General features: G+C 48.8%; 12 protein-coding genes. 7 read left to right on the forward strand and 5 right to left on the reverse strand.

Translation table 11 applies throughout. From position 1 onward, the window contains the following. Positions 1 to 52: 52 nt before the first annotated feature. From kynU to kynB, 4 genes are read left to right on the forward strand one after another with little or no spacing between them, the layout of a single operon-like run. The gene (gene kynU, locus B3S86_RS01420; RefSeq protein WP_290748439.1) at positions 53 to 1,330 is read left to right on the forward strand and encodes a kynureninase; all 1,278 of its coding nucleotides are present in this window, start codon (positions 53 to 55) and stop codon (positions 1,328 to 1,330) included. Positions 1,331 to 1,340: 10 nt separating this feature from the next. Beyond that, on the forward strand, positions 1,341 to 2,720 hold the full coding sequence (locus B3S86_RS01425) for an amino acid permease (RefSeq protein ID WP_035411537.1): 1,380 nt from the start codon (positions 1,341 to 1,343) through the stop codon (positions 2,718 to 2,720). A gap of 23 nt (positions 2,721 to 2,743) precedes the next feature. After that, the gene (gene kynA / locus B3S86_RS01430) at positions 2,744 to 3,583 is read left to right on the forward strand and encodes a tryptophan 2,3-dioxygenase (protein ID WP_290748443.1); all 840 of its coding nucleotides are present in this window, start codon (positions 2,744 to 2,746) and stop codon (positions 3,581 to 3,583) included. Positions 3,584 to 3,596: 13 nt separating this feature from the next. Then, complete coding sequence (gene kynB, locus B3S86_RS01435) at positions 3,597 to 4,220, forward strand: arylformamidase (protein WP_056064513.1); 624 nt, start codon at positions 3,597 to 3,599, stop codon at positions 4,218 to 4,220. Between the two features lie 37 nt (positions 4,221 to 4,257). On the opposite strand, the gene B3S86_RS01440 is transcribed toward kynB, so the two are convergent. The 3 genes from B3S86_RS01440 to cydD all read right to left on the reverse strand — a co-directional run bounded on the left by B3S86_RS01440 (position 4,258) and on the right by cydD (position 8,457). Continuing rightward, entirely contained in the window at positions 4,258 to 4,896 is a 639-nt protein-coding gene (locus B3S86_RS01440) for a cyclase (RefSeq protein WP_290748447.1), read from the reverse strand. 124 nt (positions 4,897 to 5,020) lie between these two features. Next, positions 5,021 to 6,730 carry a thiol reductant ABC exporter subunit CydC gene (cydC, locus tag B3S86_RS01445; protein WP_290748450.1) on the reverse strand — a complete coding sequence of 570 codons (1,710 nt, stop codon included), beginning with the start codon at positions 6,728 to 6,730 and terminating at the stop codon, positions 5,021 to 5,023. Further along, the gene (cydD, locus tag B3S86_RS01450; protein ID WP_290748453.1) at positions 6,727 to 8,457 is read right to left on the reverse strand and encodes a thiol reductant ABC exporter subunit CydD; all 1,731 of its coding nucleotides are present in this window, start codon (positions 8,455 to 8,457) and stop codon (positions 6,727 to 6,729) included. Before cydD ends, cydC begins: the two co-directional genes overlap by 4 nt. Before the next feature lie 208 nt (positions 8,458 to 8,665). Here cydD and B3S86_RS01455 point away from each other — a divergent pair, with 208 nt between their 5' ends. Both B3S86_RS01455 and B3S86_RS01460 read left to right on the forward strand, forming a co-directional pair. Beyond that, positions 8,666 to 9,148, forward strand: coding sequence for an Rrf2 family transcriptional regulator (locus tag B3S86_RS01455; protein WP_035411554.1), 483 nt, complete (start codon positions 8,666 to 8,668; stop codon positions 9,146 to 9,148). Positions 9,149 to 9,170: 22 nt separating this feature from the next. Then, complete coding sequence (locus tag B3S86_RS01460; protein ID WP_035411560.1) at positions 9,171 to 9,539, forward strand: nuclear transport factor 2 family protein; 369 nt, start codon at positions 9,171 to 9,173, stop codon at positions 9,537 to 9,539. A 272-nt stretch (positions 9,540 to 9,811) separates the two neighbouring features. On the opposite strand, the gene B3S86_RS01465 is transcribed toward B3S86_RS01460, so the two are convergent. Both B3S86_RS01465 and ypfJ read right to left on the reverse strand, forming a co-directional pair. After that, positions 9,812 to 9,979, reverse strand: a complete 168-nt coding sequence (locus B3S86_RS01465) for a hypothetical protein (RefSeq protein WP_155960196.1) — start codon at positions 9,977 to 9,979, stop codon at positions 9,812 to 9,814. 83 nt (positions 9,980 to 10,062) lie between these two features. Further along, the gene (gene ypfJ, locus B3S86_RS01470; protein ID WP_056064528.1) at positions 10,063 to 10,905 is read right to left on the reverse strand and encodes a KPN_02809 family neutral zinc metallopeptidase; all 843 of its coding nucleotides are present in this window, start codon (positions 10,903 to 10,905) and stop codon (positions 10,063 to 10,065) included. A gap of 193 nt (positions 10,906 to 11,098) precedes the next feature. On the opposite strand from ypfJ, the gene B3S86_RS01475 reads away from it, so the two are divergent. Next, positions 11,099 to 12,217 carry a glycosyltransferase family 4 protein gene (locus tag B3S86_RS01475; protein ID WP_290748463.1) on the forward strand — a complete coding sequence of 373 codons (1,119 nt, stop codon included), beginning with the start codon at positions 11,099 to 11,101 and terminating at the stop codon, positions 12,215 to 12,217. Positions 12,218 to 12,232: the final 15 nt, after the last annotated feature.

Below are 12,232 nucleotides of genomic sequence, written 5' to 3' on the forward strand. Positions count from 1 at the left end.
TTGCTACGCTTTTGTCAAAATTGATTGAGTATTCATTTGAGGAGGATGACGTATGACATTACAAGCAAAACGGACGGATGCCGTTGCTCGGGACGAGCAAGATGCACTCGCCGCCTATCGTGATGAGTTTTATCTGCAACCGGGTAGTATCTATATGGACGGAAACTCGCTCGGTTTATTATCGAAGCGTGCCGAGAAGACGTTGCTCGAGTCGCTATCAGACTGGAAAGAACTCGGAATCGACGGCTGGATGAAAGGACGTCATCCTTGGTTCGAATTATCAGAACGTCTCGCTGCCCTCAACGCTCCGCTTGTCGGCGCACAAGCGGAAGAAGTCATGGTCACCGGTTCGACGACCGTCAATCTACATCAACTCGTCGCGACATTCTTCCAACCAACAGAAGGACGAGATAAGATTTTAGCGGATGCGCTGACGTTCCCGTCGGACATCTATGCTTTACAAAGTCAGCTTCGTTTACGCGGACTGGATCCGGAGACACATCTCGTCCAAGTACCAAGTCATGATGGTCGCTTTTTAGAGGAGGACGATATCATTGCCGCGATGACAGACGATATCGCTTTGATTGTCTTGCCTGCCGTGCTGTACCGAAGCGGACAGATTCTTGATATGGAGCGTTTAACGAAAGCGGCACACGACCGCGGTATCTTGATTGGTTTTGATGGCTGTCACTCCGTCGGAGCCGTTCCGCACGCTTTCCATGACTGGGGCGTCGACTTTGCTTACTGGTGTAATTACAAGCACTTGAACGGCGGTCCTGGAACAGTCGGTGGATTATTCGTCCACGAACGTCATTTCGGAACGTTGCCTGGGCTGACGGGCTGGTTCGGTTCGCGCAAGGACAAGCAGTTTGACATGGATCACACGATGACACCGGCCGAGCACGCAGGTGCCTTCCAGATTGGAACACCACACGTCTTAAGTCTCGCCCCACAAATCGGTGCGTTAGAGATGTTTGACGAAGTCGGTATTGAAGCCGTCCGAACGAAGTCACTCGCCCTGACGCAGTACATGATGGACCTTGTCGAGCAGGAACTCATACCGTACGGTTTCGTCATCGGAAATCCAATTGACGATAAACGCCGTGGGGCGCATCTCAGCCTCGAGCACCCGGAAGCGGCGCGGATCTGTAAAGCACTCAAGGAAAATCGGATCATCCCCGATTTCCGGGCACCGAACATCGTCCGTCTAGCACCCGTCGCGCTCTACAACACGTTTACCGATGTCTATGACGTCGTCGCGACACTTAAACGAATCATGGAAGATAAAGAATACGAACGTTTCGCGAATGAACGCGAAGTCGTTGCTTAAGGAGTACACCATGGAACAACCTACTGAACTACGGCGTGAACTCAAGACACGCCAACTCACGATGATTGCAATGGGCTGCGCGATCGGTACCGGTCTCTTCCTCGGAAGTGGGCTTGCAATCGGTCTTGCTGGACCGAGCGTTTTGATCAGTTACGCAGTCGGCGCCTTCATCGTCCTACTTTTAATGGGCTGTCTGGCTGAAATGACGGTCGCCCATCCGACATCTGGCTCGTTCGGTACGATTGCCGAACGATACATTAGTCCGTACGCGGGTTTTCTCGTCCGCTATTCGTACTGGATCGCAAACGTTCTCGCAATCGGCGTTGAAGTTAGTGCGATCGCCATCTATATGAAATACTGGTTCCCGGACGTTCCCGGGGTCGTCTGGATTCTCGTATTCGCTGCCGCGTTGATTTACATCAATGCTACGACAGTCAATACGTTCGCAACCTTTGAGTACTGGTTCTCGGTCATTAAGATTAGTGCCATCTTACTGTTCATCCTGCTTGGTGCTTACTTGGTCATCGGTAGTCCGAGCCCTGAGATTGGTCCACAAAACTTCACGAATGATGGTGGCTTCATGCCATTCGGCTTCTCGGGTCTCTGGATTGCGATCTTCATCTCCCTGTTCAGTTTCCTCGGAACGGAATTGATTGCTGTCACTGCCGGTGAAGCAAAGGACCCGGACGTTGCCGTACCGAAAGCATTAAAAGCGACGGTTTTCCGTCTCTCGACGTTTTATGTCGTCACGATTGCTTTAATGTTGATGATTGTCCCGTGGCAACAAGCAGGCGGCGTCGATCAAAGTCCGTTCGTCAAAGTAATGGAGATGCTATCGATTCCATATGCAGGCGGTATCATGAACTTCATCATCCTGACGGCAGCGCTCTCCGCGATGAACAGTCAGCTGTATGCTTCGACACGGATGATGTATTCATTATCCAAGGCAACATATGCGCCAAAAGTATTTGGTCGTTTAAATCGAAAAGGTGTACCGCTCTTCGCACTCGCCTTATCAACACTCGGCATTTTTCTCGCTGCGATCATCAGCAGTCAGTCGAGCGTCTCTTATCCGTTCATGATGGGGATTTCGATGTTCGGGGCGATCTTCACATGGTTCATGATTTTCATCTCCCACCTCTACTTCCGTAAAGCCTGGGAACGTGAAGGTGGACGGACGTTACCGGTTCGGATGATGGGCTATCCGTATCTGACGGCCCTCGGTGCATTGTTGTTATTCGCACTCGTCCTGACGACATGGTTCACAGATTTCCAAATCGTCTTGAAGTTTGGTATACCGTGGTTAGTGTTCTTATCTATCGCCTATTTCTTCTGGAAACGGGCGCATCCAGAACAACTGAAGACCGCTGAAAAACGAAAACTGAATTAACTCGATAAAGGGGATGAATGGGAATGACAAAGACAGATCCTACGTCTATTGAAGCATCGATTCAAACGGATTTTAAGAAAGATATGTCCTATGGGGATTATTTGCAACTGGATCCATTGCTTACGAGTCAACATCGCTTATCGGGGCATCATGACGAGATGCTGTTCATCATCATTCATCAAACGAGCGAGCTATGGATGAAGCTGATCCTGCATGAGATGCGTGCAGCGACGCAAGCCGTTGCAAACGATGATCTCGAATCATCGTTTAAGATGCTCGCACGGATTTCAAAGATTCAGCACCAGTTGATCCAGTCGTGGAATGTTTTGTCGACCTTGACCCCTGCCGAATATCTGGAATTCCGTGACGCACTTGGTCACTCATCCGGTTTCCAATCGTATCAAAACCGGCAAATCGAATTCGCGCTCGGTTTCAAGAATGAGCAGATGCTAAAAGTTTATGCACATGATGAAACCCTCTATCCGATGATGCTCGAAGACTTGAAGACACCAAGCATCTACGATGAAACGATCCGGGCGATGGCGCGCCATGGGCTACCGATCGACGCGTCCGTCCTTGAGCGTGATGTCACGGAAGACTGGACGCCGAATGCAAGTGTCGAGGCCGCTTGGGCAAGCGTCTATCGTGATGTCGAGCGGTACTGGGATCTGTATGAACTCGGTGAAAAACTACTGGATATCGGGAGCCAGCAACAGATGTGGCGCTTTAACCATATGAGTACCGTCGAACGGATCATCGGACAAAAGCCAGGAACGGGCGGTTCGTCTGGTGTCAGTTATCTACGGCGTGTGCTCGACCACCGGTTCTTCCCGGAACTGTGGTCGGTCCGCACGACATTATGAGGAGGATGAAACGATGACACGATGGATTGATGTTTCACAACCACTTGATCGTCACGTCACGACGTGGCCGGGGGATACACCGTTTGAAGCCACATTGACATGGAATAAGGCAGACACCGGTTCCGTTAACGTCGGCAAAGTTACGATGAGTCTGCATACCGGTACCCATGTCGACGCGCCGTTTCATTTTGATGATGCTGGACAAAAAATCATCGACCTGGATCCAGACCTCTATATCGGACATGCGCGTGTCATTTACTTACCAGGTCGTACAGAAATCACAGCCGCTGATTTAGATGGCTTTGAGCTAAATGACGTCCAGCGCTTGATCATCAAAACGGATGGTTGGATCGACAAATCGACTTTCCCAGAGACGATTCCTGTGTTGACACCAAGTCTTGCTGAACGTCTCGGAGAACTCGGGATTTCGCTGATTGGTCTTGACTTACCAAGCGTCGATGCGATTGATAGCAAGGAAATGGCAGCCCATCACGCACTGGCACAGCATGGAATCCATATCCTCGAAGGACTCGTCCTCGATGCGATCACGCCTGGTGATTACCACTTGAATGCCGTCCCGCTCCCGCTCGTCGACGGCGATGGTAGTCCCGTTCGCGCCTTACTTCGTCCATACTAAAAAATCCGTCCAGCAGCCTCTCTGCTGGACGGATTTTTTACTGATGTAGTGGTTCGAATAAACTGGCTTCGATCTGACGAATGACATGTCCGAGAACTGCAAGTGACGAATCGACCTCAAATCCTTGGTCTAGTGAATGATTCGCTCCTTCGATAACATCGATCATTAATTGTGATGTCCGACACGTTTCAAGTGCTGCCTCATCATAAAACTTATCGGCCGTGCCAATGACGATCAGTCCAGCTTGCGTCGATGTGGCGATTTGTTCAACCACTTCATTTAGGACGGGTGTTAAGAAAACGAAGCGCGCTGTCTGTAGACTCGGCTTAGCAAGTAACGCGGCAAGTGGAATCGTGCCTAACGATTTTGCGATAAACTGAACGTTTTCGTATGGATGCTTTGCCAGCACTTCCGAGACGACAGCGTCAACCCGGCGCGTCATGCAGGCATTTGATTCAGCGTCTGACATTGAAAATAGATCTTCTGTCACATAGTGAATGCAGATGACATCGATGCCTCGCGCGAGTAATGCCATTCGACTGTAGTAAAAGTATGGATGGTCGTATACGTACGATGCTCCCGAAATCAAGAAGCAGACCTGTTTGGATCCCATTTGAAAATGATCATATGAAACGGTCGTCTGATCGACGACGATGGATGATTGTTTGATATCCATGAAACCCCTCCACGTTTTTTCTAGACTTTACCATTTCAGAGGTGGACTGTCATGTCTTTTCAGTTCTTCCAAGCTAAATAAAAAAGGCAATGAACCTTACTTGATTCATTGCCTTTCATACTTTTTATCCAATCGGAGCAAACACCGACTGCTCGACTTGTTTTAACTCATAAAACGCCCCTTGTCGTGTCATCAATTCGGCATACGTTCCGACTTCGATGACGTGACCCTGATCCATGACGATGATTTGATCCATCGCTTCAAGACCTGCTAAGCGGTGGCTGACGAGGACAAGTGTCGCATCCGTTGCTCGCGCAAACAGTCGCTTGAGAATCATCTGTTCCGTCAAAGCATCAACGGATGACGTCGGTTCGTCAAGCAAGTAAAGCGATGCTTCTCGCAAGAGCACGCGGGCAATCGCTAGCCGCTGTTTTTCTCCTCCGGATAAGTTCTCTCCTTTTTCAAACACACGATCACTCAACTCGAATGTCGTTAATCCGACATCATCGAGTGCTTGTCGCATCGCTTCGTCCGTCGTTGCTTCGTTTGCGAGAAGTAGATTATCACGAAGTGTTCCATAAAAGTAGTGATTTTGTTGCAGGACGACATTCGCGTGCTGCCAGAGTCCTTCCGGATCAACCGTCTGACTGTCCTGTCCAGCAATCGTTAATCCGTCCGTCGGATACATCCGTAACATCAATTGAAGTAACGTTGATTTCCCGGAACCACTCGCTCCGACGATCGCCGTCTTCTTACCAGCCGGAATCGAGACAGTGACGTCACGTAAGACTGGACGGGGTGCATCAGGAAACGTAAACGTCAGCGCATTCGTTTCAAAGGATGGTGCCTGATCGAGGACGAACGGAGCGTACGTCGGCTCCTCTTGCTCAGTCACGACTTCATCGAGTCGTTTCGCAGCATGGCGGCTATCTTCAAAAAAGCCGGGTAAGATCGCCATCGGTGCCGCATTTTCAAAGACGGTCAGCGATGTCATGACGAGTAAAGCGAGGAAAACTCCCTCGAGTTGTCCGCTTGCGACGAGATAGGCACCCACACCGAGGACAAGCCAAGAGATGATCAACGTCACCATCGTATTTAAGGCCAGGTTCGAGACAGCGTGTAAACCATTACGTTTCTCTTCCTCGACATACCGTTTCGCGACGGCATTCAAGTCCTGTTCCTTTTGATCGAGCTGTTGGTAAATCTTCAAATCACGATAGCCTTGGAATAACTCTGTCACTTCTGTCGACAAGTCACCACGTCGAACACGGACTGAACGGGCGAAGCGTTGTTCACGATACGCGAACCATCCCGGAATCAAGAAACCGGTCAGAATTAAACCAAGCAACAGAATCCCGGCAATCGTCCATGAGAAGAAACTGACGAAAAAAATCGTACAGAAGAAAACGAGCAGTAACACGATCGGTGGATAGAGGACACGTAAGAACGTATTTTGTAGACTCTCGACATCCCCGACGATCCGCGCAAGTAAGTCACCACTGCGGTACTTACCAAAAATCCCTGGCGCAAGCGGCTCGAGACGACGGTAAAATGACGTTCGGATGTCACTAAGAATCGTAAACGTCGCCCGGTGCGAATAGTAACGTTCCGCATACCGACTGACGGCGCGCGTCAGACTCGACACTTTTTGCAGGGCGATCAAGACGGCGAGTGTCTGGATCGGTGGCAACAAGGCTGCCTTTGAAATCAGGTAACCACTTGCTGCGAATAAACCGACCGCTGTCACACCGGCGAGGACACCGAAGAAGATCGACCAGGCGATATCGCGTTTTTGATGCACCATCAACCGAAAGACTCCTAATAATTCCTTCATCGTGTTTCCTCCCCTCTCTGGACGCTACGCATCCGCGCATATTCCGAATCGCGACCAAGCAATTCATCATGGGTGCCACGATCGACGATTCGTCCGCCGTCGAGAACGACGATTTGATCCGATCGTTCAATCGTATGCAAACGGTGCGCGACAGTGATGACCGTTGCCGATTGTCCGAGTTGCTCAATCGCTTGTTGGAGCAGTCGCTCCGTTTTGACATCAAGTCCAGTCGTCGGTTCATCAAAGACGACGACGTTCGGGCGTTTCAAGAACGCTCGTGCTAACGCAACACGCTGTTTTTCGCCACCCGATAGACCGCGTCCACCTTCTCCGATCACCGTGTCGATCCCTTCAGGCAACGTCGCAATCAACTCCTCGAGCCCTGCCGCCTGCGCCGCTTCGAAAGTCTCTTCCGGCGTCGCTTGACGAAGCTCACCAATCGCGATGTTTTCTGCCAGTGTTCCGGCATACAGATACGGATGTTGAGAAATGTAGCTCAACTGACGAAACCAGCTTGTTTCCTCCACCTGACCGCGCTCGGTTCCGTCGAGTAGAATCCGTCCTTCTTGTGGATCCGCGAGTCCGGCAATCAACTGCAAGACGGTCGATTTACCGGCCCCACTGCGACCGATTAACGCTACCTTTTGATACGGCTCAATCGTAAGCCCGATATCTTGCAAGGCAAAACGTCCTTCTTGGTACGTAAAGCCGACTTCATCCAAGACGATTTGTGGTGGACGATTCATCGTGAGTTCCGATTGACCGAATGCAACAGGACGATCGTCTGCCGTCAATTCGGCTGCGATCTGTTTCGCTGCTGCCACACTACCGCGTCCCGTGTGGAAAGCAGCCCCCATCTCTTTTAAGGCAAGATAGTATTCTGGTGCCAACACGAGCATCAAGAACGCTGGGATAAAGGTGATGCTTTGAAACAGAATCAAACGCAGACTAACTTCAAGTGCAATCATTCCCATGCTGAGCATCGAGATGAACTCAAGCATCAATGACGACAAGAAGGCGAGCTTCAAGACCGTTAATGTCGCATCTCGGAAATCGAGACTGCTTTTTTCGATGACGTCACGCTGTCGTTTCGCGCGACCGAATAACTTCAACGTCGTCAGTCCTTGTAACGTATCGAGGAACGTTCCTGAGAATGCCGTCATCTTCTCGAGTTGAGCATCGGCCCGCTTTTGCGTCATGATGCCGATGATGATGTAAAACAACGGAATGAACGGCGCCGTGATCATCATGACAAGACCCGTGATCCAGTCATAGCTGAATGCCGCAATCAAGACCATCAAGGGAACGATCGTCGTCTGGACGACTTTCGGCAAATATTGACTATAGTAGCTGTCCATCTCGTCTACTGCATCGAGCAAGACACTGACCTTCTGTCCCGCTTGCCCTTGTAGCATCATCTCGACTGAGCGACTCGTATATTTCGCAACGAGTGCTTCCCGAAGCGCCTGCTTCATGTGTGCCGATAACGTCGTACCAAGACGACCGTTCCAATACGTCACGGCGACTCGGAGCAACAACATACCGAGAACGGTGAGTAGTAACGGAATGACAGCTTCAAACGGTTGTTCTTTTAGGAAAATGCGATCGACCGTCAACACGATGCCGTATGACTGACCGACGACCGCGACCCCCATTAAGAAAGCCGCAATGATGAATTGAATGAGAATACTACGTGGAATCTGGACGATTCCTTTTAATGGATTCATATACAAACGTCCTTTCACAAAGTGTGAACGACTTTTAGTGAATATTTTCACATATCGTACATTTAGTATACCGAATCCGGAACGGGGATGCCATGCAGATGCTGTCGAAAAGGTGTGACGGTTTTGTGAGAGCATATCATTCGACAATTTTTCATCATCGAACTATTATGGATATACATTATCCACGTTTAACGAAAGGAGTCTTTCTATGCAAATGAAAACAGGAGTCGAGCAATCCGTTTATGCGATGTTGCTCTTAACCTTCCTGCCGGAGCGCGCCGTTTTGTCCGGTGAGTTCATTAGTCAGCAACTCGGTGCTTCACCGACCTATTTCCAAAAGCTCTTACGAAAACTCGTTCAGGCGGATCTGTTGTATTCCGTACCTGGTGTCAAAGGGGGCTTTCGCTTGCGACGTCCGGCAGAAGAAATTCAAATCTTCGATGTCTATCAAGCCATTGAGGGCAAACAGACATTGTACGCGTCAAGTGGTGTCTTTGAAGATTTGATGGGGATTCAGGAACAGGAGATCGGTCTGCTCTCGAATCTGATGACAGAGGCAGAAGATGCTTGGCAATCGACGTTGAAGCGCGAATCAATCGGCTCGATCCGTCAAGCAATCGATACCTCCTGTCCACCGGAACATTTAGAACGGTTGCATGCGTTAATCACAGACCGGATGATGACACTTTAATGAACAGAAAGAGGTTTTTACTATGGTATTGAATCGTTATTTCGACTTATTCGACGCGTCACGCACGGACGCACAAGCGTTCGAGGATCTCGTTTCCTTGTTTACGACAGACATCACGTTCGTTCTGAACGGACAACCAAAGCACGGCATCGACGCCTGGAAACAATTCGTCCGTCATGTGTTCACGGCGAATCAGGATATTAAGCACATGTACGCCGGCTGGGAAGAAACAACACCAGGAACGTATGAAACACGCTGGGCAGTTTGCGGAAAACGGGCAGACGGTAGCGTCTTCACGCAAGACGGAAAAGATATCGCACGTCTTAATGAAAACGGACGGATCACTTACCTGGAGAACGTTCCAGATGATCCGACGATGTTCCGTTCATAAGATTGCTTTTAAATAGCGAAAGAGGCTGACTCAAAAAAGAATGACGCGTCTTTTCACGTCCTTTCCTCAGGCGAGACACAAGCCAGTTTTCCTGCTTCATTCAAGCAGGAAAGCGGGTCTTATTTGTCTCTGGCAGCGCATAATGCGCTTTTTCCTGTAGGAGTGACGTGTGACGTGTCATTCTTTTTTTTACGAAATAAGGGTGGCAGATCATCATTCTGCCACCCTTATCTTTGTAGAGGACGACATGTGAGTCAGCCCCTTTTTGGTATTTAACGTTTCAGTACAAGCCGTTTCAATAAATAGCCCGTGATGACGAGTAACGACGCAATCGCAATATAGACCATGTAGACCAACAAGTTTGGCGCAAATCGTGACACGATGTACGTCAATACGACGACAGCCGTATACAGCAACAAAAATAGACTGATGTGCTTCAACTTCGACACTCCCCTTTGAATCCTTATCTCTTCTTTACGGAAACGACTGGAAAATGTTTCAAAAGGTATGTCTTTACTTCGTTTTATAGATTCTTCGCTTTGAATGTGTCTCCACCTTCGATCGTGCCGTTATCAAAGCCTTTTTGGAACCAACGCTCTCGTTGCGCCGATGTGCCGTGAGTGAAACTTTCCGGTACGACATATCCTTGTCCTTTCTCTTGTAACGTATCGTCCCCAACAGCATTGGCTGCTGTCAACGCTTCTTCAAGATCGCCTTCTTCGAGCAAGTTTTCTCCTTGCGCGTGATGCGCCCATACGCCGGCATAATAATCTGCCTGTAGCTCGAATCGAACGAGGTATTTATTGAACTTCTCCTCACTCATTTGCTTTCGAAGTGGCATGATCTCATCCGATTTTCCAAGTAACGTCTGGACATGATGCCCTACTTCATGCGCAATGACATACGCCATCGCAAAATCGCCCGGTGCTCCGTATTTCGTCTGCAGTTCATCATAAAAGCTTAAATCAATGTATAATTTCTGATCACCGGGACAGTAAAAGGGACCGACGGACTTCCCTGCTTGTCCGCAAGCCGAACTAACTTGATCCGTATATAAGACGAGTGTCGGTTTTTTATAGGTCTTACCATCTTCTTTAAATTCTTTCGTCCAGACTCGTTCCGTATCGGCCAAGACGACGGAGACGAAGTCCGCTGCTTCTTTTTCCTGCGCTGTTTCCTCATACGTCGTATTTTGCTGATCCCCACCGGTTAAGTCTCCGAGTAGTTCAGTTGGATTACCACCCATCAAAGTGATGACGATCAGCAGGATGATCCCGACACCACCGCCGATACCGGCGATTCCTTTCCCACCCATTCCCCGCCGGTCCTCGACGTTCGAACTCCGTTCTCTTCCCTTCCATTTCATGCGCTTTCCTCCTACCCGTTTCGTTATTGTTCTTTACCCAAAAGCTTTTATACGTAACGCTTCAGGACATCATGGATGAAACAGAAGTCTATTGATTTGATGCATTTTCTAGGAATATCCTTCTACTGTAGAGAAGATTAGTAGCAGAACCGATCTTTCGGATCAAATTTTTTCTACGCAAAGGAGGTACGACATGAAACCTCATCTACTTTTTTTATCTTGGCGTGATGCTCGACATCCACAAGCCGGAGAAGCTGAAACTTTTATTCATGAAATGTTGCGGCGTGTCAGTACTACCTACCGAGTTACCCATTTGTCTGTCTCATTCAAGGGCGGATCACCGACGGAGTATCGAGATGGTATCACTTACCTCCGTTATGGTACGACAGCTTCTCTTATTCCATATGCACTTTATTATTACTGGTCTTATGCTAAAACGATTGATTTAGTTCTGGATCATTTGAATGGGTTTCATTTCTTCACACCACTTTATGTTCCACGTCATAAACGAACTTTATTTCTTTATCAATTGATTCGTGAGCGTTGGTCGACGACACTTGTTTTTCCTTTTTCAAAGCTTGGCGAATGGACAGAGACTCGACGGTTAAGCTGGTATAAAGATAGTCATGCCTTGACTGTCAGCCCCTCTGTTGTAGATGAACTACAAAGTGCTGGTTTTACTAACAGTCATATCACGATGTTGCCGCCAGGACTTTCCTTTTCCCCGTGGTCTGAACAGGAATGGGAGTTAAAAGAACATGTTCCAACCTTTCTATATATCAACCGTCTGAACGAAAAAGAACTTCAAGATACGATTGGGGCATTCCTCATGGTCCAACGTGAGTTTCCTGAGACACGCCTCTGGCTGATTGGTATTCGTAACAGCTCTCATCTTTTGCAATACCTTACACTTCCCCTTCCTAAAGAAGTGAAGGATGCTATCACATATTACGATTCAGTCACTGAAACAGAAACGCGCCGCATGATGAGTCGTGCCACCGCTCTCCTTTTCCCTTCCATACGGGAAGGCGTAGGTTTTTCTATTATTGAAGCGGCGGCGGTCGGAACACCATCCATCGTATACGATGCTCCTGGTGTCCGAGACGCCGTTCAGTACGGCATGACAGGCTACATGGCTAAAAACAAAACACCTGGTGCACTCGCTGCCGAAATGCGAGCTTGCTTCCGAGATTCAGAGGAGTACGAAGCCATTCGCATCTCCGCTCATCATTTTGCACGGGCAATGGATTGGCAACAGACTGATCTTAAATTTCAAGAATGGCTGAGACGAGTACTTCTTGATACAAAATAAAGGGAAACTTCAAAC

The organism is Exiguobacterium sp. UBA3968 (assembly GCF_002385115.1).
Classification (GTDB): domain Bacteria; phylum Bacillota; class Bacilli; order Exiguobacteriales; family Exiguobacteriaceae; genus Exiguobacterium_A.

What these genes read in the sequence shown, in the direction of transcription:
- B3S86_RS01455 (WP_035411554.1), top strand. Translation starts at nt 8,666, where the DNA reads ATGCAAATGAAAACAGGAGTCGAGCAATCCGTTTATGCGATGTTGCTC.
- B3S86_RS01440 (WP_290748447.1), bottom strand. Translation starts at nt 4,896, where the DNA reads ATGGATATCAAACAATCATCCATCGTCGTCGATCAGACGACCGTTTCA.
- kynU (WP_290748439.1), top strand. Translation starts at nt 53, where the DNA reads ATGACATTACAAGCAAAACGGACGGATGCCGTTGCTCGGGACGAGCAA.
- B3S86_RS01460 (WP_035411560.1), top strand. Translation starts at nt 9,171, where the DNA reads ATGGTATTGAATCGTTATTTCGACTTATTCGACGCGTCACGCACGGAC.
- ypfJ (WP_056064528.1), bottom strand. Translation starts at nt 10,905, where the DNA reads ATGAAATGGAAGGGAAGAGAACGGAGTTCGAACGTCGAGGACCGGCGG.
- B3S86_RS01475 (WP_290748463.1), top strand. Translation starts at nt 11,099, where the DNA reads ATGAAACCTCATCTACTTTTTTTATCTTGGCGTGATGCTCGACATCCA.
- cydC (WP_290748450.1), bottom strand. Translation starts at nt 6,730, where the DNA reads ATGAAGGAATTATTAGGAGTCTTTCGGTTGATGGTGCATCAAAAACGC.
- B3S86_RS01425 (WP_035411537.1), top strand. Translation starts at nt 1,341, where the DNA reads ATGGAACAACCTACTGAACTACGGCGTGAACTCAAGACACGCCAACTC.
- kynA (WP_290748443.1), top strand. Translation starts at nt 2,744, where the DNA reads ATGACAAAGACAGATCCTACGTCTATTGAAGCATCGATTCAAACGGAT.
- cydD (WP_290748453.1), bottom strand. Translation starts at nt 8,457, where the DNA reads ATGAATCCATTAAAAGGAATCGTCCAGATTCCACGTAGTATTCTCATT.
- kynB (WP_056064513.1), top strand. Translation starts at nt 3,597, where the DNA reads ATGACACGATGGATTGATGTTTCACAACCACTTGATCGTCACGTCACG.